Raw genomic sequence first — 24,570 nt, forward strand, 5'->3', positions numbered from 1 at the left:
ATAAACACAAATGCACACAGATAAATCATCTGTGTTTATCGGTGTGCATCTGTGGTCGAAATAAAAAAACTACAGAGGGCGCAGAGAATATATAAAGAGAGAGAACATGATTATTGAAAATAGCGAAGTTGTGCTGTCGGTAAGAGACTTGACGGCTGAAGTTGATGGAACACCAATTCTCAAGGGTGTGAATCTGGAAGTGCGTTTGGGTGAGATTCATGCAATTATGGGGCCGAATGGTTCTGGTAAAAGTACCTTTTCTAAGGTGTTGGCTGGACATCCGGCGTATGCAGTGACTGGCGGTGAGGTGATTTTCCAGGGACAGAATTTGCTGGAAATGGAACCGGAAGAACGGGCCAGAAGTGGGATATTTTTGGCTTTTCAGTATCCTTTAGAGATTCCAGGGGTCAGCAATTTAGATTTTTTGCGGGTGGCGTACAATTCCAAGCGGAAGGCGCAGGGTTTGGAAGAAATCGATGCTTTTGATTTTGACGACTTGATAGAGGAAAAGCTGGAAGTCGTGAAAATGGACTCGGCTTTTCTCAACCGGAGTGTGAATGAAGGTTTCTCTGGTGGTGAGAAAAAGCGCAATGAGATTTTGCAAATGGCGTTACTGGAACCTAAGCTGGCGATTCTGGATGAAACAGATTCAGGTTTGGATATTGACGCCCTCAAAATTGTGGCAAATGGTGTAAATCAATTGGCGAGTCCTGAGAATGCCACAATTATGATTACTCACTATCAGCGACTGCTGAATTATATTGTGCCGGACTATGTGCATGTGATGGCACAAGGACGGATTATTAAGTCTGGTGGTAAGGAGTTGGCGTTAGAGTTAGAATCTCGTGGTTATGACTGGTTGTTAGATGAATTTGCGGCTGAGGTGGGTGTGTAATGGCTATCCAAGTTTCTCCCAGTCCAATTCCTAACTCAAGTGCAGCTAGTTTGAGTGCAACTTTGTTAGATAGGGATGCTTATTTAACTGAGTTATTAAATCGGGTGATTGTATCAAAGTCAGAGGGTTGGTTGCAACAGGTGCGCGATCGCGCAGCGAATTGGGTGCGTCATTCTGTTTTACCTACTACCCGGGATGAGGAATGGCGGTTTACTGATTTGTCTGCTTTACGGCAGGTAAAATTTAATGTAGAGACCTTGCATGCAAAGTCTCTACAACCAGATATTTTGCCGGAAGCTGCTAACTCTCGTTTGGTGTTTGTGAATGGTATCTATGTACCAGAGTTATCGGTGGTAGCTGGGTTACCAAAGGGGGTAGTAGTTAGCAATTTGGATGCTGCAAGTCAGCTTGGTGTGCAGAAATATTTGGCACGAGCTGAGGGAGCGTTGGATGTGTTCACGGCCCTGAATACTGCTGGTATTAATGATGTGGCGGTGGTTTGGGTTCCGAAGGATGTGGTGGTAGAAACACCGATTCATTTGGTGTTTATTGCTGCTGGTGATCAGCCGTTCATTTCTCAGCCGCGTTGTTTGGTGGTGGCGGAAAGTGGTTCACAGGTGAGTTTGGTGGAAGAGTATAGGAACCGCCATGACGCCAAGAACGCCAAGGAGGTTTACTTGAGTAACGCGGTGACTGAGATTTGGTTGGAAGATAATGCTCAGGTAAATCACACGCGGGTTGAGTGGGATAGTAGGGAGGCTTTTCATATTGGGAAGACTGCTGTGACCCAAGGGCGTTACAGTCGGTATACTTGTAATGCGATTAGTTTGGGTGGTAGGGTTTCGCGCCACAATTTAGAGATTTTGCAAACTGGTGAGCAAACGGAAACTAATTTGAATGGGTTGACGGTGATCGGTGGTAATCAGTTGGCGGATACTCACAGTGCGATCGCTCTCAATTATCCTTATGGTACAAGTCGGCAATTGCACAAAACTATCGTAGGCGATCGCGCTCATGCGGTGTTCAATGGCAAAGTTTTTGTTCCTAAACTAGCGCAGTTAACGGATGCGGCACAATTGAATCGCAATTTGCTGCTATCATCTAAAGCCAGAGTTGATACCAAACCCCAACTAGAAATTACCGCAGATAATGTTAAATGCGCTCACGGTGCGACTGTAAGTCAGTTGGAAGACGATGAAATCTTCTACCTGCAAAGTCGGGGTATTGATGAAGAAAGTGCGCGCAGTTTATTAGTTCATGCTTTTGCTGCGGAAATTATTCACCAAATACCAGTTCCTTCCCTGTGTGAAAAACTCACGCAAACCATCAACAGATTTTAGTCAATACCTTTTGACTTTTTAAACATGACTTTTACCCAAGAAAGAACCCTTGCTGATCAAGTCCGTCTTGACTTCCCGATTTTACACCAGGAAGTCAACGGCAAACCTTTAGTGTACTTTGACAACGCTGCGACATCCCAAAAACCTCTGTTCGTACTCGATACTCTCCGAGACTACTACGAGCAGTACAATGCTAATGTCCATCGTGGCGTACATACCCTCAGTGCTAAAGCTACAGAGGCTTACGAAGCAGCCAGAGATAAAGTTACTGCGTTCGTCAATGCTGCATCACGTCAGGAAATTGTTTTTACCCGCAATGCAACTGAGGCGATCAATTTGGTTGCTTACAGTTGGGGAATGAATAATTTGCAGCCAGGAGACGAGATTATTCTGTCGGTGATGGAACACCACAGTAATATTGTTCCTTGGCAGTTTGTCGCCGCTAAAACGGGTGCAGTACTGAAGTTTGTAGAATTGACACCAGAAGAAACATTGGATTTGGAACATTTCCAAAAGCTGCTTTCGGATAAAACAAAATTGGTGTCGGTGGTACATGTTTCTAACACTTTGGGTTGCATTAACCCAGTGGCAGAAATTTGCACCCTCGCACATAAATATGGAGCCAAAGTATTAATTGATGCTTGCCAAAGTGTCCCCCACATGCCCGTTGATGTGCAGCAAATTGGCTGCGACTGGTTAGTGGCTTCTGGGCATAAAATGTGCGCTCCCACTGGTATTGGTATTTTGTATGGCAAGCTGGAATTACTGCAAGCTATGCCGCCATTTTTAGGTGGTGGTGAGATGATTGCGGAGGTGTTTTTAGACCATTCTACCTACGCAGATTTACCACATAAATTTGAAGCTGGTACACCTGCCATTGGCGAAGCGATCGCCCTTGGTGCAGCAGTAGACTATCTTACTAAAATAGGCATGGACAAAATCCACACCTACGAAGCAGAATTAACTGCTTACCTATTCCAGCAATTAGAAAAAATACCCCAAATTAGAATATACGGGCCCAAACCAAATGCTCAAGGTGAAGGTAGAGCTGCTTTAGCTGCATTCACCGCCGCCGAAGTTCATGCTAATGACTTATCAACATTATTAGATACAGAAGGGATTGCCATCCGTTCTGGACACCACTGTACCCAACCGTTACACCGCTATCTCAAAATTCCTGCCACCGCACGCGCCAGTCTCTCTTTCTACAATACCCGTGAGGAAATTGATGTATTCATCAAAGCCTTGAAAGAAACAATTGACTTTTTTAGCGGCTTGTTTGGTGATGAATGACGGAGAGCAATACACCTCCTCAAACTATAATTAAGTCCGCGTAGGCGGACTTTGTTTATCCAGCAAAAATGTCTATTAATTTACTGCATAGTCTACTAGCTCCTAGAACTTTTACAGAATTAGGAAAACTTGACCAATTACTCACCTGGGAAAAAGATAAATCTTTAGCAGTAGTGTAATATATAAACCTTTGTGTCTTAGTGTCTTCGTGGTTTAAAAAGTATGACTTTTTACCACCAAGCCACCATACAGTAAAAAGCGATCGCAAATTCCCATTAGGTGCAGCACTCCAAATGGCTGATAAAAAAAGTAGTATTTAGTCGTAGAGACTGATGGGGTAGTGATGGATGCTCCCATCCCCCGTACCTCCCCAGTTAACACGAATTAATTGCAACTCAGTATGAGTCAAGAGGAGAATAAATGACACCTAAGCGGTTGGGTTTATTTTTGTTAACGTTATTAGCGATTTTTGTTGCAGGTTCGTCTTTACTCAACAGTTGGAAAGAACCACAGTTCCAAATTCGCCTCGAACTTTATCAGACAAATATTGTCTTGGAAGCTTCCCAGTGGCAAATCTCAGATGGCAAGGATAATGATTTTCAAGCAGCCAAAGAAGCAATCATCGGTGAAAAACCCCTAGAAACCGCCACTAAGCAGTATCAAGAAGCACGGAAATCGGTTGAAATTAATTTAGAAAAAGCTAGAAAACTGCTGGCAAACTTAAGTTCCGAACCTGTCACAACTCCCACAACTCCTAAACCCCAACCAGAAATTCCTCCTGCAACTAATACTTCTCGTTCAATACAGCAAAAACAATTACAAAAAACAATTGAGCAACTGCAAAAATCAATTGCTGAGATCGATTTGCGCTTGGGAATGTTACAAGCACAGCAAAAACAAACAGATACAGCCTTGAAAACTTGGCAGCAATTACAGCAAAATTCCCAAATAAAACCGGAGTTACGCGAAACTGCTACGGCGTTGAGTGGAATGTGGAGTAGTCCGCCTCGTTTGCTTCCCAATGCTCAACAACTGATTCAAGATAATTTAGATGGTTGGTTTCGTTATACTGCTTTGACTCAACTCTACCAACTCCAACAACGTCAAGAAGCTCTAGCCAACCTTAAAACAGCACAACAAGAAGCTGCGGAACAAGCTTTTGTGAAATTGGCGATTATTGGTACTATTCCAGCACTGGGAGCTTTTGTGGGTGTAGGATTGCTGATTTTTCTAATTGGTCAACGTGTTGTTAAAGGTAAAGCTAGTTTATTGGGACAAAATGCTGATACGGGTTGGTCAGTACCTTGGGATGGTGAAACGATTTTGCAAGTATTTGTCGTCGGCTTTTTCTTTATGGGACAAGTATTGATCCCCATAATTTTATCCCTACTTCCTATCCCCCGTCCTGCCCAAAATCTACGCCTGCAAGCATTCTATGTATTCTTAAGTTACATATTAGTGGCATCGGGTGCTATATCTGTACTGTATTTATCTATTAAACGTTTTTTACCACTAGACTCTGGCTGGTTTCGCTTCAATTTACGGGGTAAGTGGTTTTTGTGGGGATTTGGTGGTTACTGTGCGGCTTTGCCTGTGGTAGTTGTGGTATCTTTGATTAATCAACAAATATGGCAAGGACAAGGTGGTAGTAATCCTCTGTTGCAGTTAGCCTTGGAAAGTCAAGATTCTCTGGCTTTGGGTATATTTTTCTTGACTGCTGCGATCGCTGCTCCTTTGTTTGAAGAATTCCTATTTCGGGGTTTTCTGTTACCTTCTCTGACTCGTTATATGTCCGTATGGTGGGCAATTATCGCCAGTAGCTTTTTGTTCGCGATCGCTCATTTGAGTTTATCGGAAGTTTTACCACTATTCGCCTTGGGAATTGTCTTGGGGGTAGTTTACACGCGATCGCGTAATCTCCTTGCCCCCATGCTCCTCCACAGCCTCTGGAACAGTGGCACTCTACTTAGCTTATTTATCCTTGGTAGTGGCAGTAATTAAAGGAACCGGGGATCGGGGAATAGGGAAACAGGAGAAAAGAAACACCAATGCCCAATCCCTGATCCCTAATCCCCTTCGTCACAAAAATCTACCAACAGTATGTTGATATTCAGGATAAAAAAATGCTAGCTTGAGAGAAAATACATAGCTAATAAAAACTCAAGCAATTTAGTTAAATAAATAACAAATTAGCCATTAATGGATGACTATTGCTTATTGACAGTTTCTGTCCAGGAATATTAACTTTTACATTTCCGTTTTCAATTAAATGATTACGGAAAATTTACAGAATTTAGTTTGTAGCTATTTGCCTGGCTAAACTTAGAAAACCATCTGTAAAAAGCCGCTGAAATAAGGTGTCTAATTTACTCTAAGTCAGTATCTTTAATTATTTACCGTGACAATAAAAAATCCGGAAATGATACTGTCGGATGTGTATAAAGTATTATGACACAATGTGTTTGCCATTGATCCTGTAACACAGAGGTTTCTGGCTTAGAATTCAATACTATCTATGTAGCGGTTTTTATTTTTATTCAAAATAGTTTTCTGGAGATATCTAGTTTCAGACAATTTCTGAACACTATATCTTCAAAAAATAGCGTTACTTGACCTCGCAAGTAACGTCAGTTCAACATATTTATTTATTCAGTATTTATACTGAATAAAAAGTAAAATAATGTAAACAGGATAGTCAGTAGATTTACTTCTTGTTAAAAATATAGAATTTCAATTTTATACATTACTAATAAAGGAGTAGTACTCATATGGCAAAACTCAACCCCAGTCATGCCACTAAACAACTATTAGCTGGGTATAGTGGCATTATGCTAGGAGGTCTTGGAATTCATAAGTTTGTTCTGGGTTATACCACAGAAGGATTTATCATGCTCATGATTTCTTTAGTGGGAGGTTATTTTACTTACGGTTTAACCCTATTCATTATGCAGCTTGTGGGTTTGATAGAAGGAATGATCTACCTAAACAAATCCTATAACCAATTTGTTGATACCTACTTTGTTAACAAACAAGGCTGGTTTTAGTTGCTTGTTTGTTGATGGTTAGTAGTTAGTGGTTAATAGTCTTTAATCCTCACTCACTGCCCCATCTTCCATCCCCTCACACCCCCTCTGCCTTCTCCCTTCTACCAATATGTTAATTTTCAAGCGTAAGTATATATCTTTAGTGTTTTTTGCTTTGTTGGGATTGGTATATTTTACTACCTTATCCCATTTAGAGATCAATCCTTTTTTAAGAAGTCAGGTAGCTTTGATGCCAACACAGTTATTTGTCATCATCTATTCTACATATCTGCGCTGGAATCGTAGAGAGTCGACTGATACCTTTTCACAAAAATCCTGATACATATTGAGGGGTGTACGGCTGTACGCACGGCAGGTACTACAACGCTTTGCTTTGGGGTCGTCACAGTAGTGAGGTTGGAGGGAGACCCCCGCAACGCACTGCCTCCTCTACTTAACAAAACTTCATATTATTGACATTCTGTCATTGTTGCGAATTTCGCCTACTCTCGAAATAGAGGTACGTCTTAGCGTACTTCTAGGTTCGTAACAAAATTAAACACTATTCCATGCAACTTGTCCCAAAAACTAACCTTTCCCCAGAACCAACTCCGACAACAGAGAAAATCATCTTAGATGTGGGGGGTATGAAATGTGGTGGCTGTGTAAAGGCTGTAGAGCGCCAACTGTTTCAATATCCTGGAGTGAAGAGCGCCAGTGTCAATCTGGCAACAGAGATTGCTGTCGTAGAGTTAGAAACTAGTGTGGTAGACGCAGATGCACTAGCACAGCAATTGACGGCGGCTGGATTTCCGTCTCAACCCAGGCAAGCAAGTGGGAAAGTCGCGGATAAAAACCAAGGCAAATCTGACCCAGCAGAACGACAGCGCCGAGAGATTCAGTCTGCACGTAGGCAGTTGATTATTGCAGCATTGCTGCTGCTGTTGTCAGGAATCGGACATTTTGGCAATAGTGGTGGCTTTGTACTGCCTGTTTTGCATAACATCTGGTTTCACTGTGGATTAGCAACGATAGCGCTACTAATTCCTGGCCGTTCGATTTTGATAGATGGCTGGGTGAGCTGGCGACGGCTAGCACCCAATATGAATACTCTTGTCGGCTTGGGAACACTGATTGCCTACACAGCTAGTTTGGTTGCTCTGCTGTTTCCCCAGCTTGGCTGGGAGTGCTTCTTTGATGAGCCTGTAATGATGTTGGGCTTTATCTTATTGGGACGAACATTAGAAAAACAAGCCAGAGGTCGAGTTACCGCTGCCTTTAAAAACTTGCTTGACCTCCAGCCCCAGTTAGCAAGATTGATCCCGAAACGGAGTGTAGAGACCAGAGATGGTGCATCTTTACAACCTTCTCTTACCGAGGTGATCGAAATTCCTGCCGAACAAGTACGTGTAGGCGAATGGTTACAAGTTCTCCCAGGAGACAAAATACCAGTAGATGGTGTAGTGATCGATGGTCAAACAACCATTGATGAGTCAATGCTGACTGGAGAAGCTGTACCAGTACTCAAGCAAAGAGGAGATACGGTCACAGCTGGAACACTCAACCAATCCGGAGCGATCGCAATTGAAGCGACTCGCACTGGCAACGATACCACTTTGGCACAAATTGTTGCTCTAGTGGAAGCGGCACAAATTAGAAAAGCACCCGTACAGAAATTAGCAGATACAGTCGCAGGATACTTTACCTACGGTGTACTAGCAGCAGCTGTGTTGACATTTTTGTTTTGGTACTTTATTGGCACTCATGTTTGGCACGATGTTACCATCTGGGCTGGCATGAATATGGCCCACCACTATTATGGTGTACCGATACCTACTCATCACTCTCCGTTGTTGGTAAGCTTAAAGTTAGCCATTGCAGTCATGGTGGTAGCTTGTCCCTGCGCTTTAGGACTAGCCACACCCACAGCGATTCTCGTAGGAACTGCGATCGCTGCTGAACGAGGTCTATTAATCAAAGGCGGTGATGTTTTAGAAAAAGTCCATCAGTTGGATACCATAGTTTTTGATAAAACAGGCACGCTGACTAGTGGTAATCCTACAGTTACAGATTGTGTTGTGCTGGAGGGACAAGCCAAAGGTGGGGACATGGAAAATAATTTTGATAGATTCTCTGCGTCTCCTCCCGATCACCAATCCCCAATCCCTAATCCCCAATACTTATTACAACTCGCCGCCGCCGTAGAAAGGGGTACTTGTCATCCTCTGGCGACAGCAATTCAGAATCAAGCACAGCAGCAACAGTTAACTATTCTACCAGCTACTGACTTTCACACAGAACCGGGACTTGGTGTTTCTGCTGTAGTTGAAGGCAATTTAGTACTATTAGGAAATTGCGATTGGTTGAGTTGGCACGGAATCGTCATTGATGACAATGTACACAAGCAGGTACAGAAATTAGCAGAGGATGGTAAAACTGTTGTGTTAATGGCAATTGCAGGAACAGTTGCGGGACTCATTGCTATTCAAGATACCCTCAGACCAGATGCGAAAGCAGCTGTAGACAAGTTGCGTCATATGGGACTGCGAGTTATGCTCCTCAGTGGTGATACGCCAACAGCAGCTTTCGCTATAGCTAACCAGCTAGGATTAGATACTGCCGATGTCATGGCGGCTGTACCTCCAGCCAAGAAAGCAGAGGTAATACAATCTCTTCAAAACAGAGAAATAGAAACAAGTGCCGATCCCAAGTCTGTAGTCGCAATGGTAGGAGATGGCATCAACGATGCTCCGGCTTTGTCTCAAGCCGATATTGGTATTGCCTTACACACAGCTACAGATGTAGCGATTGAAACAGCTGATATTGTTTTGATGCGGAACTGTTTAAGCGATGTAGTCACATCAATTCAACTCAGTCGTGCCACTTTCAACAAAATTCGCCAAAATTTATTTTGGGCTTTTGCCTACAACACGCTAGGAATTCCTTTGGCAGCTGGTATATTATTGCCCAGTCTACATTTTGTTCTTAGTCCTGCTGGCGCTGCGGCTCTAATGGCTTTTAGCTCGGTTAGTGTTGTTACCAATTCCCTAATGCTGCGGCGGTTTTCTCGTAGTTAATACAAGAAGGCAGAAAGCTACGAAGCTTGCAAATCAAGCTTTTTAGCTTATTTTATCTGTGTAGTTATTTTTGCCATACTATACTGGTAGAATATTTGCTCTGATATATTTCAAAAGAGTGAATAGAATATCTGTTCTGTCTGTCTCAGGTTAAACTAAATCGATAAGCCACTGTTTAAAAAATCTCACAAAGTCATTGACTCTTTTCCCAGAGCGCCAGTAGATGCCACTGTAGATATTAAGAGTAAAACTATACTGTACTGTTTTACTCTTAGTCGTAACTATGCAGTACTAGAGACTCTGGTTTAGAAAATGGCAGAAAACAATTCTAAACAATTCTTAATTCATAAGACTTCAACTGATTTTAGTAACGATTTGTCAATGGCAGCAGAAAACCATGAAAGCCATATACTGATCGTGGAAGACGATCAAGGACGTAAGGAATTCACTCTAGAGCGTCCTATTTATTCCATTGGTCGAGACCGAGAATGTGATATCCGTTTAGTCTCACAATTTGTCTCACGTCGTCACGCTACCTTAGTAAGGTTGCCCAGAGATGATAATAGCAAAAGTTATTATTATCGAATTGTTGATGGTGACGCTAAAGGCAAGCCCAGTTCTAATGGTCTGATGATTAATGGGCGCAAACTCGCAGCCCATGACCTTAAAAATGAAGATGAAGTTGTTTTTGGGCCGCAGGTACGTGCCATTTATTACCTGTTAAAACGTGATACAATGCCCCCTGGTCAGGCTGATGTTAGTGAATATGACATTACACTTATCAACCCCGGTATGACCGACGATTTAGAAGACTAAAAAGTGCATTGGTAATATTTTCTGTGGCGTTATGCTCTAAGCTAGATTGGCACAAAGCTAGCTTTAGCAGACGCCCTTGCTGTAAGCATTTGTATCTTATCCTGCTAAGCTTTCAATCAGATGCCAATGGCGGCTTTCTTCAATTGCCTGCTTGATATATTCAAACACCTGCCGACAATGATTATCTAGCTGGAGTGGCAGTTCTTGGTTTTTAATCACAATGCTCATTCGAGTTTCTGTTTCGGTGGCTGTGCTTTTATCAATAAATATTTCTACTGTCACCATTTTTGAGTAGGAAACAGTACCGACAATCTCACGCGCCATGATGTAATCCAATGTAGAGTACTGCACATCCAAGTTGCAGTCTTGTAGCAGTTCTACAAGTAGAGGCTGGAGATGGTGAATGGGAATAGAAAGAATGAACGAACAGGTATAGCGAGCCATAATAGACCCAAGGCTTGTAACACTCAGTCCATCCTATAATATCGAACCCTCTTAAACACAAGTAGTTATAGATTCATTAAGGAAGTGCTTGATACTAGTAGTTCATGTCACTAATTTTGATAAATCGTGAAAGTTCGTGAAAATTGAGCGATAACTTGCTCACTACCAACCTCTCATCATTAATGACACAGGCCACTAGCTGCCAACTTCTATTTCCATGTGCAATAAAAAACTTTAATATAAGATTTGATAGAGGTTAACTTATGAAAGTAGCAATAAGCGGTGCAACAGGATTTGTCGGTAGTCGCTTGGTAGAACAGCTTCACAAAGATGGTCATCGGGTATTGGTATTAACTCGTAACATCGCCCATGCTCAAAAGGTTTTTCCCAAGAAAGCTTTCTCTAACGTAGAAATTGTTGCTTATACGCCGACTGTATCTGGTACTTGGCAAGAAGCGATCGCTTCTTGCGATGGTGTTGTTAATTTGACTGGCGAACCCATAGGTGAAGGACGGTGGACACCAGAACGAAAACAAGAAATTCTCAACAGCCGTAAACTGACGACTCAAAAAATAGTGGAGGCAATAGCTAAGGCTGATCCTCAACCTAGTGTTCTAGTTAACGCTTCTGCTATAGGTTACTACGGCACTAGCGAAACTGCTACTTTCGACGAAACAAGTCCATCTGGTAATGATTTTCTCGCCCAAGTTTGTCAAGCTTGGGAAGCGGAAGCAACAAAAGTGACACAAGCGGGTGTTAGATTAGTAATTCTCCGATTCGGTATTGTTTTAGGTCTGGGTGGAGCCTTGGGTAAAATGATTACACCTTTCAAGCTGTTTGCTGGCGGGCCTATTGGTAGCGGCAAACAATGGTTTTCCTGGATTCATATTGATGATTTAGTTAACTTGATTATCCAAGCTTTAACTAAACCAGAGATGTCTGGTGTATATAATGCTACAGCTCCTCATCCTGTCCGCATGTCAGAACTATCTACGACTATGGGCAAAGTCATGCATCGTCCTTCTTGGTTACCTGTTCCCGACTTTGCAATTGAAGCTCTTCTGGGAGAGGGAGCTGTAGTAGTTTTAGAGGGACAACAAGTTCTTCCTAAACGCACCCTTGAAAGTGGATTTGAATTTCAATATCCTGATTTACAACCAGCTCTAGAAACAATTTTGAAATAGTTAATGGTTGATGGTTGATTGTTGATTGTTGATTGTTGATTGTTGTTTCGGGATAATTCCCTAACAACTAACAACTAACAACTAACTAGATTGGAATTTCCTAGAAATCCAATTGATGATACCACTGAGAATTGCACCACCCATCAGAATGCCAATTGCTGGGTTAAAAACGGGTTGCCAGAGTTTGTACCATAAATCTAAGCCTAAGGGTACTCCTGATGCTTTCCCAATCACTGCGATCGCTAACCACCCAAAAGCAAACAGAACAAGAAAGACATCGACTACTAAAATTAGGTTAAGCCAACTTAAAAATTTCTCTTTCATAAGCTCAAAATGAATAATGTTGGTAGTTGTTGGTTGTTTATTGTTTGGAACAACCAACAATCAACAGCCAACAAACAACAATACTCCTAATTTTCAAATAACCAATTTTTGACTTTTGCCAAACTCTGCCAATCCGGTTTTCTCTTAAAACCATCTTCAATGCTGTCTTTGATTTCCTGTTGCCATTCGGGGCTAAGGGTCAATAATTGATTAGCAGCATCAATATGTTGGCGTAAGCCTTTTTGATTTGTTTCCAACATGGCAACAGCGAGATTTACTCTTGCCTGTGGATCTTGTGGATTTAACTTTACTGCTTTTTGTGCAGCCTTGAAAGCAGAGTTGGGTTTATTATCCAAAAGATACAGCCACGCTAAACAAGTCCAAGCAGCACTACTTTTAGGAGCGCGATCGCAAACCTCTTTAAAAACAGGAATCAAAGTCTCTGGTGATTCCCCAGCTTTATAGCGTTCTAAACCTGTATCAAACAAGGATTCAACTGTTTGAGTCATAGTGAATTGGTCAATGGTCAATTGTCAATGGTCAATAAACTAAATGTATAGAGGCGCTGTTTGAAGCGTTTTTACAACTGTGAACACTTGACAATGGGCACTTGACACTTGACTAAACACCAAATGACTTACCACATCCGCAAGTTTGGCTGGCGTTAGGGTTGGTGAATTGAAAGCCTCCACCAATCATGGCATCGCTATAATCAAGCATTAAGCCATAGAGATATAATAGGCTCTTGCGATCGCAAACTATTTTGAAGCCGTCATAATCAAAAATATCGTCATTTGCGGTAATCTTACTAGGGTCTTCAAAGTCCATCAAGTAAGACATTCCAGAGCAACCCCCTTGACGTACTCCTACCCGCAAACACAAGTCTTTGCCGCCTTGTTTTTCCTGCAATAATTTCACTTGCCGCAATGCTGCTTCGCTTAACTGAATTCCCCGTTGTGAAGACTGAGTTGCCTGTGTCATCTGCTTTTTTAACTCCTTATGTGGTTATCGATTACCATAGACAAGCAAAGCGGGAACCTTTAACCCAAAAGTTTTGTCACTGGGTAGCCCCGAAAATTTTCACAGACGCCTTCCGACCACGCGTCTATAAAAGCTTTTTTATCCATTTTAACGATATTGATGTTCTAGGTTGCCAAATTGTAAATACTCCGTCAAAAGCACGCAAAGATTTTTATTCTAGAATTGAGAGATTCAATGTGTTTTAGAGATTCGCTATTTTTGGAGTTTTAGCCTTTGGCAGCCCACAGTTACGATTACTCTTAATTCAACAGCCAAGGGAGTTTTCATTGGAGACTAGCCCTGACTCAAAAGTGTATTTACAAATCCCTTGTTTTGATTCACTTACTCTATGACAAGTTTTAATCGCTCTACCAGCCGTCGTTTACGGAAATTAACTCAAATTCCTTCTGTATGGGAGGGCGATCGCCGTCCATTGTCATCACCAACCCAGCACTCAGACTCCGAAACAAAGGGCGAATGTATTCTTTGGGTGGATGGTACACAAGGCATTGTGCGGGGAATGGACGTAGTACCTCCAGAAAGTGGGCCAGAAGCAATTGTTCGCACTTTGATGCGAGCAATGGAGAATCCCCACAGTCCTGCTAAACCTGCTCGTCCCCAAAGAATTGTCGTCAGAGACAGGGAAATACAATTTTACTTACGTGGAGTCCTGCAAGATTTAGATATTGCTATTGATTATTCATCTGAGTTACCTCTAATTGATGAGCTATTTCGTGGGTTTGCCGAAATTCTCGACTCTCAAGTTCCCGAATTACCTCCACAGTATGCCAAGGCTTTGCGAGAAAAAGCATTAGCAATTTGGCAAGCTGCTCCTTGGGAATTATTAGAAGAACAGCAGATTTTATCAATCGAGATCAATAAATGGGATGTTGGTACACTCTACGCCTCAATGATGGGGATGCTGGGTATGGAGTATGGAGTACTGTTGTATCGTTCAGAAGATTCACTCAAGCATTTTCGGGCCACAATTTTAAGAGAAGACAAATCCCAAGGACATTTAGAAGAAGCTTTCCTCAAGCAAGATTGTCTATTTCTGACTTTTGAACATGTTGACGAAACAGACGAAGAGGAAGAATTTGAGGATTTAGCGAAACTGCCACTATCAGAAATTGAACCCACCTTTGGTAATATTCATCCTCTCGAGGGACTACGCTCGGTTTTATACGATGAAGAAGCACTGATAGTATACGTTGCCCTAGAAAGCCTTAACCGTTTTATTCGCGATCATCGTCGTCATTTGGGGAGCGATTCTTTTCCAACTTTGAGTCGTCGCTACCGCATTTCTTTACCTGATTCTTGTGATGAACAGACAAAATCAGTAGCTATAACTGTCTCTAGTATGCCGGAATTGGCAGCAGAGTTAGAGGAAATGGCTGGCTATGAGGATGAAGAAGACGAGGAGGAGATAGAATCTGAACCTACACCCATGTTTAGGTCATTGCGAGATGACTTAATCCCGGAAGACTCTTTTCTCAGCTTGGGTGTAGTGTCTTGGGAGATGTTGGAGTACTTACGTCAAGGAGTTAATTACCATCCAGCAGGAGAAATTCAGCCAGTAGGTGATGGTCTGCCAGTTATTCTAATTCAAACTTCGCGCCCCAAGGCTAAAACCGTAATTGAAAATATAGAAAAAGCAGGAGGTCTGAAAGCAATTTGCTTCAATCCTGGTGCTGATCCTTTTGGTGGCGATCGCTATGATCTGGGTTTACTGCAAACTCAAAATGGCGAATTGTTCTTATTTGGGGAGTTCTTAGATGATGATCCTGTTCACGTTGAAGCCAGAAAAAAATGGAATCAGCGTTGTAAAAATACCAAAGGCTATTGCGGTTTGATCATTGCCAAAGGACTTACTGGTGCTGCTCGTGGTAATCCCCAGTTACGAGATATGATGGCTTTATTTGAGGCGCGATCGCTGTCACCCAAGGACTTAGGTATTGGCACTCTCCAGCTAATGCCGCAACTGCAATTTGAATAACAACCGCTGAAGAAACACAGGGGGTATAGGGTATGAGACTTTAGGAGAAAGATTGTGTTTCTTTCATCTGTTGCTATTAGCGAACGCGAGTGCGTGTCGGAGGTATTCGCTGCTAGTGGTCAGATCACATCTAAATGTGATTGGTAATTGGTAATGGATCAATTACCTATTATTTCTTCACAAAATTCTTGACATAAATTCCCCCAAGTCGTCCTCCTTGTCCCCTTATCTTGGATCATGACCGAAACTAAAGTTTTGGGTCAAACCTTAAAGGAGTTAAAACTCTTTACAACCATTGTCATAGTTAGCTACAAGCTAACTTAAGCTCTTAGCCCCAAATTTATTTGAGGGCAAGATTTTAGGCAAGTGCAAGATTCCACTGACAATTATGCCCACAAGAGGGCATGAAAATTTGACTCCTCCTACACCCATTTTCAAGACAGAATTTGTTAATTGTTCAATCTGTAAACTTTTTCGTAAATTTTATTTTACTTACTTTTTGGGAAGTTTTTTATTTAAAGATTGCAAAAATTAAAAATGAATTTTTGGTAATGGTAATTCACAAAAAATTTACTATCTAGTTTGAAAATTATTAATTTTTTTGATTTTTTTATTTATGTAATATGCAAGTTTTTGTGTAAACATCTAATATTTTTGACATAACTTATTCGTAGGTTACAAGTAACTTATTTTACATTTTATATTGCTCGCTAACTATTAAATAAATCCATTCTCAAAACAAGAAGTATAAACGACTACAAAACATTCCACGGGCTGATATTATCTAAGCTCAATTTAGTTTAAAAAAATACACTTTTTACATGATGTGTATTTTGGAAATTTTATAGATATTTATAATGACAACACAATCAAATGTAATTTTTTTACTATTGCTTATTAAAATTTTCACAAAAATAAAAATCTAAACTTAAGTACAAATTCAGTGAAGATTAAGTAAAGGCAACCAATTCAATTAGAAAACATATACAATAGGAACATCAATAAACAGGGTGTTTATACGGCAATATTTACAGTATTAATATATGGAGATGAATGAAAACCCAGATAATGATTCAGAGGGTTTACTACAATTGGAAAAACAATCTGCTGTTTCATATTTAGCTCAACAATGGGCAAAGAAGTATTTACAGAATGTTGAACTGAACTACTTCTATGAACATAAGCAAGATGCTATAAACTTCAAAAAAGTAGTATCTCCCGAAGGACGAAAAAGAACAGTGCAAAAGCTAATGAATTCACTGCGTACTGTGAGTTTACAAGCTTGGAACAAAACAGAAGCATTGTTGTCAGAGGAAATCAAAAGGCATCGTATTGATCCAAAATTAATCAATCCTTGGGAAATAACAGCAGATTCTTTTGAGATATACGAACAAGCATTGCATCTATACATCCAGCAACAATCAAGTCACAACTTATCTACACAAATCCCACCAGCAAATACAGAAAGTTCACTGTCTGAAAGAATTCAGCAGATGCAAGCACAACATTTTGTTTCTACTCAAATGGCAACAATCATTAGCACAAATGTTGGTTTGCTACGGCAGAAATACACACAACATGATCCCAGAGTGATTGGCTTTGTGAGTATGCAGTTTCACTATACTAACCTTGGCTTACTACAAACTCTTTCACCTTTGGAAAAAACTGTACTTGGCAGTTACTTAAAAGTCATAGATGACCACTTATATATGCCATTACAGCGAGTTTATGATGCAGCAGCAGATCATGACTATAATTCTCATGTTTTAACAGCAGTGCAGAAACTTTTACCTATTAGTACACAAATAGCTAATAAAATTTGCCAAAAGATTATTGACCTTTACCCTAATTATCATTCCCAGTCTGGTTTATTAAGTGAACCGCTAGTCAGAGTTTCCAGTATCAGGGATGTAGAAATGTTCCAAGTTTATCTTTGGGTTTGTAGCTTAGAGGGAAGTGTGAATGCAATTCAACAAGAATTATTCCCATTGTGTGCAATGCTCTACCCAAGATTAAAAGTTGAATGGCAGCTTATTCGCTGTATGCTCCACTTACTACAGCAAGAAATATGTCAGCATCTGAATAGTCAACAAGCTAATACCTTGATGCCTTATTTACAAGTTTTGTGGCACATGTTTTCACCAAAAGTATTTGGCGAACTCATATTGTAGAGGTAGCTAAGTTTCTTGTATATTGCTATCCTCTAACAAATAGTTATTTAGTTAGCAGCAATCATTTTTGCTAAGCTATAAAATTTTTGGTCAAGCTTGATTATTCCTCAGCAGGTTCCTGTTGTGTAGTAACCAATATACGCTATTGTTTCTGTCACAACAACACTTTATTCATTTGTTTTTTGATTCTATTAGAAAATAAAGGATACTTCAAGCAAACCAAATTTTTTACATCAACGATTGCTTGTTCCCTGACAAAAACTCTGATATTCTTATCTCTTTCATCCTCACTAACATTTTGTCAATGATGTTGATATACAGCAAATAGCATAATCAAATGACTAATAAGAAATGGGCTGTAAAACGTATTACTGTGAATTTAGCAGCACAGGAGGCCGAAAAATTGGAAAAGTATTGTCAGCAAACTGGTAGACCAGCAACTGACGTGATTCGGGAATTGATCCGAGGATTGTCTGTAGCTGAAGACACCAATGATAGTAACAGATAAGGAGGCAGACAATAAATTAAGAGTACAAAGAAAAAGAAACAAAGAAGAAAAGAAGAAAGGAAAAATTTGTTTTTGCTTTCAACTTTTTACTTTATTTGACTCTTTTACTGATTTGTCTGGGTGTTTTGAATCCTTGGACTGTGGATGGAATACAAATAGCAAATTCCGACACCAACCCAGTTACAATTTGTAAAGAAATTGAAAAGGAAGGGCGGAATGCGCGTTGCAATCATTGGTGCGGGACTGGCTGGGCTAGCAACCGCTGTAGATTTAGCTGATGCTGGCTGTGAAGTCCAGATTTTTGAGTCCCGTCCGTTTGTTGGTGGAAAAGTTAGCAGCTGGGTAGATGAAGATGGCAACCATATTGAAATGGGGTTGCATGTCTTCTTTGGCAACTACAATCAGTTGTTGAAATTGATGAAGAAGATGGGAGCCTTTGAAAACCTGCTTCCTAAAGAACACATTCATACCTTCATCAATAAGGGAGGACAGATTGGTGCGCTTGATTTTCGTTTCTTTATGGGTGCGCCTTTCAATGGTTTAAAGGCCTTTTTTACTACCTCTCAACTCTCATGGCTAGATAAGTTGCAGAACGCTATAGCACTTTCTACAAGTCCAGTTGTCAGGGGTTTGGTAGACTTTGAGGGTGCGATGCAAAATATTCGTAACTTAGACAAAGTTAGCTTTGCTGAATGGTTCCGTAGTCACGGTGGTAGTGATGGCAGTATTAAGCGGATGTGGAACCCTATTGCCTATGCTTTGGGTTTTATTGATTGCGAGAACATATCCGCCCGTTGTATGCTGACAATTTTTCAGTTATTCGCTGTAAGAACAGAAGCATCAAAACTGCGGATGCTTAAAGGTTCACCCTATGAATACTTGCATAAACCGATTTTGGAGTATCTAGAAGCGAGAGGAACAAAAATTTATACTCGCCGGAGAGTACGAGAAGTTCAATTTGCTGAGGAAGGAGAACAAACCCGTGTCACTGGTTTGGTAATTGCTCATGGTGACACAGAAGAAAACATTACTGCTGATGCGTATGTAGCTGCCTGTGATGTGCCGGGAATTCAGCGCCTCTTGCCTCAACAATGGCGTAAGTGGACAGAATTTGACAATATTTACAAGTTGGATGCAGTTCCTGTGGCAACGGTGCAGCTACGATTTGATGGTTGGGTAACAGAACTGCAAGATGCAGAAGCACGCAAACAGCTAAATCACTCAGCAGGGATTGATAATTTGCTATATACTGCTGATGCCGATTTTTCTTGTTTTGCTGATTTAGCTTTGACTAGCCCTGCTGATTATTATCGGCAAGGGCAGGGTTCTTTGTTGCAGGCAGTGCTGACACCAGGAGATCCGTTTATTAAAAAAAGCAATGAAGAAATTGCCCAGCACGTTTTGGCACAAGTACACGAGTTGTTCCCATCATCAAGGGAATTAAACATGACTTGGTACAGTGTAGTTAAGCTAGCTCAGTCTTTGTACAGAGAAGCACCGGGGATGGATATTTATCGTCCTCGTCAAAAAACCCCTGTGGCTAATTTCTTCCTCGCAGGGAGTTATACACAGCAGGATTACATCGATAGCATGGAAGGAGCAACTATTTCAGGAATGCTTGCGGCAAAAGCTATTTTGGAAACTGTGAAAAAATAGTTTGCTGATCCAAAATTTCAAATCCAAAATCTCAAATCCAAAATCTAATGTCTGATTGGTTAGAACATACAGTGCAGATGGAAGTAGAGGCTCCTATAGATTTAGTATGGAGTCTTTGGTCTAATTTGGAGCAAATGCCCCGCTGGATGAAGTGGATAGATTCGGTGACGGTTCCTGAAGATAACCCCGATATCTCATTGTGGAAATTGAAATCTGGTGGTTTTGAATTTACCTGGAAATCCCGGATTATCAAAGTCATTCCTCATCAAATCATCCAATGGGAATCTATCGATGGTTTACCGAATCGGGGAGCTATTCGCTTTTACGATCGCCATACCAGTAGTATCGTTAAACTGACTGTTGCCTATGCTATCCCTGGTATCCTGGGCAAAATCATGGATAGTCTGTTTTTGGGACGATTAGTTGAATCAACTTTACACGCGGATTTAGAGCGATTTAAGCAATATGCCTTACAAAAAAAGGCTGAAGTCTAAAGGTTGTAGCCGCCCTCAGGGAAGTCTACATCCTTGATACTTCATCTTTTTTTACCACGTTGGATCGCTAAACAAATTTATCGTTAATTCTTCACATCCGTCTGGAACTGAGCTAATACAAGCACGAATGATTTCTCCATCGTCTAGTTCCACTGTACAAGCGTGACAAGTACCCATCAGACAACCAGTGGGAATAATTACCTCTGCTCGATCAGCAACATCTAGCAGGGGTTCTCCCACTTGGGCGTCAACTGTAACATCATCTGGTAAGAAATGGACACGCACAGTCATAATTTTGAGCTTACTACGACAACAAAGGAGTCAAATCTAAGTGCTGTTCAATTTCTGTGGCAAGGGAATCTAAAAGGTTTTCGCGCTGATCTCGATAGTTGGCAACCCCTGTAGGCAGAGATTTTAAACCTCTTTGTTGACGCAGGCGATTTAACCAAGCACGACGCCAAGGCCCATTGTCAAATATACCGTGGAGATAAGTACCCCAAACTGATTGACAACTATCCACTAAGCCTAAATTCGGGTCGTCAAATAGAGGATAGTAGGATTGGGAATCTATTCCTTGGGTTTCGATACGCGATCGCCCTTGATGAATTTCAAATCCAGTCACAGGTAAACCCATTTGGGGATGATTAGAAGTCACTTGACGTTGGCGGGCAATTTTTTGTCCCGTTATGACTGTTTTGATCGGTAATAGTCCTAAGCCTTGAAATCTGCCTGCTTGCCCTTCAATACCTTCTGGATCGGCAATCATTTGACCAAGGATTTGAAAACCACCGCAGATACCCAAAACTGTACCACCTGCTGCTGCATAGTTTTGAATTGCCTCTGCCATACCAGTTCTTTGGAGTAACAGCAAGTCAGCAATTGATGTTTTCGTACCTGGGAGAATTACGGCATCTGGATGTCCTAATTCTTGCTTGGGACTTAAGTATTTTACCATCACTGTTGATTCTGATTCCAATGGGTCAAAATCGGTAAAATTAGATATTCTGGGTAATCGAATCACACTGATATGGAGATCTGCACTGGATTTATGCGATTTACGTTCAAATAAATCTAAAGAATCCTCCGCCGGGAAAATAGTTTCTAAGTAAGGAATTACACCAAGTACCGGAATGCCCGTACGTTCTTCTAACCATTTAATCCCAGGTTCCAGCAGCGATCGCTGTCCCCGAAACTTGTTAATAACTACACCCCGAATCAAAGCCCGTTCTTCTGGTTCGAGTAATTCTAAGGTTCCAACTACATGGGCAAAAGCACCACCCCGATCAATATCAACTACCAGTAAAGTCGAAGCATTCAAATGTTTTGCCACTCGCATATTAGTTAAATCACGGTGCTTAAGGTTAATTTCTGCCGGACTACCAGCACCTTCACAAACCAGCAAATCAAATTCTGTTGACAAATGCTGTAAAGACTCTTCGATTGACCGCCATCCCAGTTCAAAATACTGCTCGTAATAATCCGCAGCGCTCACTTTTCCTATGGCTTTACCCTTAATAATTACTTGGGAAGTCATATCACCTTGGGGTTTGAGTAAAATCGGGTTCATTTCTACCCAAGGTACAACCCCCGCAGCCCAGGCTTGTACTGCTTGTGCATAACCAATTTCTCCACCATTAGCTGTGACATAAGCATTTAAAGCCATATTCTGACCTTTAAAGGGAGCCACCCGCCAGCCACGCCGCGACAAAATGCGACAAATAGCCGCCGTCAACAGTGATTTCCCCGCGTGGGATGTTGTTCCCACCACCATAATTGCTTTCATATTCAACTGTTTTTCCGATCAGGAATGATAATATTAAAAGCATGAAGTGTAATATAGCAATGCTGTTTGAGTGATCAGATTACTCGTTAAATAGTCATTGATTATTCATCATTTATCATTAGCTTTGGATAAATGATAAATGAGTCAGGATAAACAATGACCTTACGTAACATCTCACATCAAGTCACCAAGCCATAGTAAAGACTTCATAAATGCAGTTGAGACTTCCGTATATATTGTTCCCGCTTCCAAGCGACTCTTAACTTTTTAATTAAAAATTGGTTAGTGGTTATTGGTAAATCACCAACTACCAAGCAACTACCAACTACCAACTAAGTACCAACTAACAACAAATTCTAAAATGGTAGCGTGAACCAACGAGCTACAATATCTAAAAAGCGATCGCGCCATGTTATAGTCGGCAAAGTTTGGCGCTGCAATTGTTCTACTATCTGACGACCAAGGGGTGTGAGGCGAAAACTATCTGTAATTCCTTGACCATCAACTTCGCGTCGCAGTACACCTACTCTTATCAACCATACCAAAGAGTTGTCTGCTCTTAATTCAGACAAAGCAGCTTTGGTGTAGCCTTTGTTAACACCGGAATTGCCAACAATTTCACTCATTGCTACCCGCTCTGAAAGCATCGCTGCAAATAAACCAAAATTAAAAGGAGAACAAAGCAGCGATCGCTTGGCTCTTTCTACAGTTTTAGATGGGTATGTCAGGTTTTTCTGATTTTGAGCGTTAACAGCAGGCATTTTGGTTTCCAGTTATTCAGTTTTATTTTCCTGTAATTATTGTAAATTATTGTAAAATTTCAAGTGCATCAATAATTTCAAATTTAGGAAGGTAAATTATGCCTCTAGCAGTTGGGACAGATGCACCTGCTTTTACCGTTAAAGATACTAACGGCAACACTGTTTCTTTATCTGATTTCAAAGGTAAAACAGTGGTTCTGTATTTTTACCCCAAAGACGACACTCCAGGCTGCACAAAGCAAGCTTGTAGTTTCCGTGATGCTAAGGAACAATACACAAGTAAAGATATTGTGGTGCTGGGTGTAAGTGCAGATGATGAAGCTTCACACCAAGCATTCACCCAAAAATATAATCTTAACTTTCCACTACTAGCTGACACCAAAGGTGAGTTAATTAAAGCCTACGATGTCGATGGTGGTGGTTATGCTAAGCGTGTTACCTACGTAATAGATGGCAATGGCAAAATTATTCATGTTGACTCTAGTGTCAACACCTCTACCCATGCCAGAGATATTTTAGCTACCTTGGGATTGTAAATTCAGCTTGCACACAATCAAGAGTTAAAGAGTCAATAATCCAAATTATTGACTCTTGACTGTGCCAAATTTAAATTTTGGATTTTAGATTATTTTTTCGGTTCAAGCCCCACGCCCTTGTGGGCAAAAAAACTAAAACTGTCAATCTCAAATCTCCAAGCTGCATCGCGAAAGTGGCTTGCAGTGAATCCAAAATCGCAAATCTAAAATCGAAAATTGTTTGACTTGCCTTAAAAACAACAAATAACGTTATCGATTTGGAGTAGTATTCACACCTGGAGTAATGATCTGTAAACTAGGTGTTTGCTGTTGATTTTGTTGTGTTAATGCTCGTTGTCTGGCTTTAAAAGCTTCTGCTTCTTCATCAAGTTGTTGGTTTTGGGCATTGATATCTAGATTCGGCACACTTAAATTGGCACGATGAATTAAGTTGAACACACTAAAACCATCACTGGTGTTAGTGTTAGAAAAAGGATTATTGTTGTTGTTGTATGGGTCGTCTGTATTGTTCTGCGGATCGTAATTTGGCAAGTTCGGTATCTGGCTAGGTTCAGCAAGGCTAGGTTGTTGCATTAATAAGGAAGCCAAGCCGATTCCCGCCAAAGTAGTTACAGCGATAAGTTTGAGCGGCAGAAACGAGACTTTCATGCAGATTTACCCCACACATGATTTCAAGTTAACAATGCTTCTATTTTAAATAACTTGGAACGACATGCTAAACCATCTCCCGGATGTTTGCTTGACAGCTTTAGATAAATATGGTTTGGTTTTAAGAATTACTGCTAATTAAATATATAGAGAATTTATTATCGATAATAAATAGAAATACTTAGAATAGGTTTTTCTAATACCTTTGCTTCTAAAAACTTTGCCAACTTTTTACTCTCAGTTCACATGTGGCTGAATGTAATATTGGTAGTTTATTTTTTTATTTGTTGGTCATTAAAAGTATTGGGTAATGAATAATGCCACAAAGCGATTTTGGTTTTGCCTTGTTATTTAATTAAGTATCTTTACTTATTAAGAAACATGCAGCAAATAGCTCATACAATGACCCATCAAAAAGTACACTACCATCATTGCAGCTGCGGCTAACGCAACTAACAAACCTGCCAACATGAGGGAGAATTCCTTGCTTTCGTAAGCTCTTTCCATCAAATGCAGCGACCAGGCTACCAGCGCCACATCAAAAACTAATATAGGAATCAACATATTTATTAATATTTTTTAATGCTTCTTTACCAAGTTT

At 40.8% G+C, this 24,570-nt stretch carries 24 protein-coding genes; 14 read left to right on the forward strand and 10 right to left on the reverse strand.

What is annotated here, in order from left to right; translation table 11 throughout:
- The first annotated feature begins 106 nt into the window (after positions 1–106).
- From sufC to UYK_RS0107105, 3 genes are read left to right on the forward strand one after another with little or no spacing between them, the layout of a single operon-like run.
- Positions 107–895 (forward strand): Fe-S cluster assembly ATPase SufC, encoded by a 789-nt coding sequence (sufC, locus tag UYK_RS0107095; RefSeq protein ID WP_009458255.1) that lies wholly within the window; start codon positions 107–109, stop codon positions 893–895.
- A complete protein-coding gene (gene sufD / locus UYK_RS0107100; RefSeq protein WP_009458256.1) occupies positions 895–2,235 on the forward strand; it encodes a Fe-S cluster assembly protein SufD in 1,341 nt (446 codons plus the stop codon). The genes sufC and sufD overlap by 1 nt, the downstream gene beginning before the upstream one ends.
- Positions 2,236–2,259: 24 nt before the next feature.
- Positions 2,260–3,528 (forward strand): cysteine desulfurase, encoded by a 1,269-nt coding sequence (locus tag UYK_RS0107105; RefSeq protein ID WP_016871167.1) that lies wholly within the window; start codon positions 2,260–2,262, stop codon positions 3,526–3,528.
- A 213-nt stretch (positions 3,529–3,741) separates the two neighbouring features.
- On the opposite strand, the gene UYK_RS26015 is transcribed toward UYK_RS0107105, so the two are convergent.
- On the reverse strand, positions 3,742–3,885 hold the full coding sequence (locus UYK_RS26015; RefSeq protein WP_157221814.1) for a hypothetical protein: 144 nt from the start codon (positions 3,883–3,885) through the stop codon (positions 3,742–3,744).
- Positions 3,886–3,948: 63 nt separating this feature from the next.
- Here UYK_RS26015 and UYK_RS0107115 point away from each other — a divergent pair, with 63 nt between their 5' ends.
- The 4 genes from UYK_RS0107115 (at position 3,949) to UYK_RS0107135 (ending at position 10,444) form a co-directional block, all read left to right on the forward strand.
- Positions 3,949–5,529 carry a CPBP family intramembrane glutamic endopeptidase gene (locus UYK_RS0107115; protein ID WP_009458258.1) on the forward strand — a complete coding sequence of 527 codons (1,581 nt, stop codon included), beginning with the start codon at positions 3,949–3,951 and terminating at the stop codon, positions 5,527–5,529.
- Positions 5,530–6,296: 767 nt separating this feature from the next.
- Positions 6,297–6,572 carry a TM2 domain-containing protein gene (locus UYK_RS0107120; RefSeq protein WP_009458259.1) on the forward strand — a complete coding sequence of 92 codons (276 nt, stop codon included), beginning with the start codon at positions 6,297–6,299 and terminating at the stop codon, positions 6,570–6,572.
- Between the two features lie 548 nt (positions 6,573–7,120).
- Positions 7,121–9,628 carry a heavy metal translocating P-type ATPase gene (locus tag UYK_RS0107130; RefSeq protein ID WP_016871169.1) on the forward strand — a complete coding sequence of 836 codons (2,508 nt, stop codon included), beginning with the start codon at positions 7,121–7,123 and terminating at the stop codon, positions 9,626–9,628.
- A 312-nt stretch (positions 9,629–9,940) separates the two neighbouring features.
- Positions 9,941–10,444, forward strand: coding sequence for an FHA domain-containing protein (locus tag UYK_RS0107135; RefSeq protein WP_009458262.1), 504 nt, complete (start codon positions 9,941–9,943; stop codon positions 10,442–10,444).
- Positions 10,445–10,540: 96 nt separating this feature from the next.
- Here the strand turns inward: UYK_RS0107135 and UYK_RS0107140 are convergent, their stop codons facing one another.
- Positions 10,541–10,888 (reverse strand): hypothetical protein, encoded by a 348-nt coding sequence (locus UYK_RS0107140; RefSeq protein WP_009458263.1) that lies wholly within the window; start codon positions 10,886–10,888, stop codon positions 10,541–10,543.
- A 263-nt stretch (positions 10,889–11,151) separates the two neighbouring features.
- Between UYK_RS0107140 and thyD the strand changes: the two genes are divergently transcribed.
- A complete protein-coding gene (gene thyD, locus UYK_RS0107145) occupies positions 11,152–12,072 on the forward strand; it encodes a thylakoid membrane protein ThyD (RefSeq protein ID WP_009458264.1) in 921 nt (306 codons plus the stop codon).
- A gap of 81 nt (positions 12,073–12,153) precedes the next feature.
- Here the strand turns inward: thyD and UYK_RS0107150 are convergent, their stop codons facing one another.
- From UYK_RS0107150 to UYK_RS0107160, 3 genes are all read right to left on the reverse strand, one after another.
- Positions 12,154–12,396 (reverse strand): hypothetical protein, encoded by a 243-nt coding sequence (locus UYK_RS0107150; RefSeq protein WP_026086387.1) that lies wholly within the window; start codon positions 12,394–12,396, stop codon positions 12,154–12,156.
- Between the two features lie 86 nt (positions 12,397–12,482).
- On the reverse strand, positions 12,483–12,905 hold the full coding sequence (locus UYK_RS0107155) for a tetratricopeptide repeat protein (RefSeq protein WP_016871171.1): 423 nt from the start codon (positions 12,903–12,905) through the stop codon (positions 12,483–12,485).
- 112 nt (positions 12,906–13,017) lie between these two features.
- Positions 13,018–13,377 (reverse strand): HesB/IscA family protein, encoded by a 360-nt coding sequence (locus UYK_RS0107160; RefSeq protein WP_009458267.1) that lies wholly within the window; start codon positions 13,375–13,377, stop codon positions 13,018–13,020.
- A 388-nt stretch (positions 13,378–13,765) separates the two neighbouring features.
- Here UYK_RS0107160 and UYK_RS0107170 point away from each other — a divergent pair, with 388 nt between their 5' ends.
- The 5 genes from UYK_RS0107170 (at position 13,766) to UYK_RS0107195 (ending at position 20,241) form a co-directional block, all read left to right on the forward strand.
- A complete protein-coding gene (locus UYK_RS0107170) occupies positions 13,766–15,412 on the forward strand; it encodes a DUF6930 domain-containing protein (RefSeq protein WP_016871173.1) in 1,647 nt (548 codons plus the stop codon).
- A 1,043-nt stretch (positions 15,413–16,455) separates the two neighbouring features.
- Positions 16,456–17,583: a hypothetical protein gene (locus tag UYK_RS0107175; protein WP_016871174.1), complete on the forward strand. Its 1,128-nt coding sequence runs from the start codon at positions 16,456–16,458 to the stop codon at positions 17,581–17,583.
- 337 nt (positions 17,584–17,920) lie between these two features.
- A complete protein-coding gene (locus tag UYK_RS0107180) occupies positions 17,921–18,091 on the forward strand; it encodes a ribbon-helix-helix domain-containing protein (protein ID WP_016867699.1) in 171 nt (56 codons plus the stop codon).
- A gap of 216 nt (positions 18,092–18,307) precedes the next feature.
- Positions 18,308–19,747: a 9,9'-di-cis-zeta-carotene desaturase gene (gene zds / locus UYK_RS0107190; RefSeq protein ID WP_009458269.1), complete on the forward strand. Its 1,440-nt coding sequence runs from the start codon at positions 18,308–18,310 to the stop codon at positions 19,745–19,747.
- 47 nt (positions 19,748–19,794) lie between these two features.
- Positions 19,795–20,241 carry an SRPBCC family protein gene (locus UYK_RS0107195; RefSeq protein ID WP_009458270.1) on the forward strand — a complete coding sequence of 149 codons (447 nt, stop codon included), beginning with the start codon at positions 19,795–19,797 and terminating at the stop codon, positions 20,239–20,241.
- Positions 20,242–20,292: 51 nt separating this feature from the next.
- Here the strand turns inward: UYK_RS0107195 and UYK_RS0107200 are convergent, their stop codons facing one another.
- The 3 genes from UYK_RS0107200 to UYK_RS0107210 all read right to left on the reverse strand — a co-directional run bounded on the left by UYK_RS0107200 (position 20,293) and on the right by UYK_RS0107210 (position 22,785).
- Positions 20,293–20,532: a 2Fe-2S iron-sulfur cluster-binding protein gene (locus tag UYK_RS0107200; RefSeq protein ID WP_009458271.1), complete on the reverse strand. Its 240-nt coding sequence runs from the start codon at positions 20,530–20,532 to the stop codon at positions 20,293–20,295.
- 13 nt (positions 20,533–20,545) lie between these two features.
- Positions 20,546–22,024, reverse strand: a complete 1,479-nt coding sequence (gene cobQ, locus UYK_RS0107205) for a cobyric acid synthase CobQ (RefSeq protein WP_016871176.1) — start codon at positions 22,022–22,024, stop codon at positions 20,546–20,548.
- Positions 22,025–22,380: 356 nt separating this feature from the next.
- A complete protein-coding gene (locus tag UYK_RS0107210; protein ID WP_009458273.1) occupies positions 22,381–22,785 on the reverse strand; it encodes an Npun_F0494 family protein in 405 nt (134 codons plus the stop codon).
- 98 nt (positions 22,786–22,883) lie between these two features.
- Here UYK_RS0107210 and UYK_RS0107215 point away from each other — a divergent pair, with 98 nt between their 5' ends.
- Positions 22,884–23,321 (forward strand): peroxiredoxin, encoded by a 438-nt coding sequence (locus UYK_RS0107215; RefSeq protein ID WP_009458274.1) that lies wholly within the window; start codon positions 22,884–22,886, stop codon positions 23,319–23,321.
- A gap of 249 nt (positions 23,322–23,570) precedes the next feature.
- Here UYK_RS0107215 and UYK_RS0107220 read toward each other — a convergent pair whose 3' ends face one another.
- Both UYK_RS0107220 and UYK_RS0107225 read right to left on the reverse strand, forming a co-directional pair.
- Positions 23,571–23,969, reverse strand: a complete 399-nt coding sequence (locus UYK_RS0107220) for a hypothetical protein (RefSeq protein ID WP_009458275.1) — start codon at positions 23,967–23,969, stop codon at positions 23,571–23,573.
- Positions 23,970–24,341: 372 nt separating this feature from the next.
- Positions 24,342–24,533, reverse strand: coding sequence for a hypothetical protein (locus tag UYK_RS0107225; protein ID WP_009458276.1), 192 nt, complete (start codon positions 24,531–24,533; stop codon positions 24,342–24,344).
- Positions 24,534–24,570 lie beyond the last annotated feature (37 nt).

The organism is Fischerella thermalis PCC 7521 (genome assembly GCF_000317225.1).
In the GTDB taxonomy this organism is placed as follows: Bacteria; Cyanobacteriota; Cyanobacteriia; order Cyanobacteriales; family Nostocaceae; genus Fischerella; species Fischerella thermalis.

Bases quoted from the DNA above. Each gene is read 5' to 3' on its own strand.
- sufC (WP_009458255.1), top strand. From the start codon at position 107: ATGATTATTGAAAATAGCGAAGTTGTGCTGTCGGTAAGAGACTTGACG.
- sufD (WP_009458256.1), top strand. From the start codon at position 895: ATGGCTATCCAAGTTTCTCCCAGTCCAATTCCTAACTCAAGTGCAGCT.
- UYK_RS0107105 (WP_016871167.1), top strand. From the start codon at position 2,260: ATGACTTTTACCCAAGAAAGAACCCTTGCTGATCAAGTCCGTCTTGAC.
- UYK_RS26015 (WP_157221814.1), bottom strand. From the start codon at position 3,885: ATGGGAGCATCCATCACTACCCCATCAGTCTCTACGACTAAATACTAC.
- UYK_RS0107115 (WP_009458258.1), top strand. From the start codon at position 3,949: ATGACACCTAAGCGGTTGGGTTTATTTTTGTTAACGTTATTAGCGATT.
- UYK_RS0107120 (WP_009458259.1), top strand. From the start codon at position 6,297: ATGGCAAAACTCAACCCCAGTCATGCCACTAAACAACTATTAGCTGGG.
- UYK_RS0107130 (WP_016871169.1), top strand. From the start codon at position 7,121: ATGCAACTTGTCCCAAAAACTAACCTTTCCCCAGAACCAACTCCGACA.
- UYK_RS0107135 (WP_009458262.1), top strand. From the start codon at position 9,941: ATGGCAGAAAACAATTCTAAACAATTCTTAATTCATAAGACTTCAACT.
- UYK_RS0107140 (WP_009458263.1), bottom strand. From the start codon at position 10,888: ATGGCTCGCTATACCTGTTCGTTCATTCTTTCTATTCCCATTCACCAT.
- thyD (WP_009458264.1), top strand. From the start codon at position 11,152: ATGAAAGTAGCAATAAGCGGTGCAACAGGATTTGTCGGTAGTCGCTTG.
- UYK_RS0107150 (WP_026086387.1), bottom strand. From the start codon at position 12,396: ATGAAAGAGAAATTTTTAAGTTGGCTTAACCTAATTTTAGTAGTCGAT.
- UYK_RS0107155 (WP_016871171.1), bottom strand. From the start codon at position 12,905: ATGACTCAAACAGTTGAATCCTTGTTTGATACAGGTTTAGAACGCTAT.
- UYK_RS0107160 (WP_009458267.1), bottom strand. From the start codon at position 13,377: ATGACACAGGCAACTCAGTCTTCACAACGGGGAATTCAGTTAAGCGAA.
- UYK_RS0107170 (WP_016871173.1), top strand. From the start codon at position 13,766: ATGACAAGTTTTAATCGCTCTACCAGCCGTCGTTTACGGAAATTAACT.
- UYK_RS0107175 (WP_016871174.1), top strand. From the start codon at position 16,456: ATGGAGATGAATGAAAACCCAGATAATGATTCAGAGGGTTTACTACAA.
- UYK_RS0107180 (WP_016867699.1), top strand. From the start codon at position 17,921: ATGACTAATAAGAAATGGGCTGTAAAACGTATTACTGTGAATTTAGCA.
- zds (WP_009458269.1), top strand. From the start codon at position 18,308: ATGCGCGTTGCAATCATTGGTGCGGGACTGGCTGGGCTAGCAACCGCT.
- UYK_RS0107195 (WP_009458270.1), top strand. From the start codon at position 19,795: ATGTCTGATTGGTTAGAACATACAGTGCAGATGGAAGTAGAGGCTCCT.
- UYK_RS0107200 (WP_009458271.1), bottom strand. From the start codon at position 20,532: ATGACTGTGCGTGTCCATTTCTTACCAGATGATGTTACAGTTGACGCC.
- cobQ (WP_016871176.1), bottom strand. From the start codon at position 22,024: ATGAAAGCAATTATGGTGGTGGGAACAACATCCCACGCGGGGAAATCA.
- UYK_RS0107210 (WP_009458273.1), bottom strand. From the start codon at position 22,785: ATGCCTGCTGTTAACGCTCAAAATCAGAAAAACCTGACATACCCATCT.
- UYK_RS0107215 (WP_009458274.1), top strand. From the start codon at position 22,884: ATGCCTCTAGCAGTTGGGACAGATGCACCTGCTTTTACCGTTAAAGAT.
- UYK_RS0107220 (WP_009458275.1), bottom strand. From the start codon at position 23,969: ATGAAAGTCTCGTTTCTGCCGCTCAAACTTATCGCTGTAACTACTTTG.
- UYK_RS0107225 (WP_009458276.1), bottom strand. From the start codon at position 24,533: ATGTTGATTCCTATATTAGTTTTTGATGTGGCGCTGGTAGCCTGGTCG.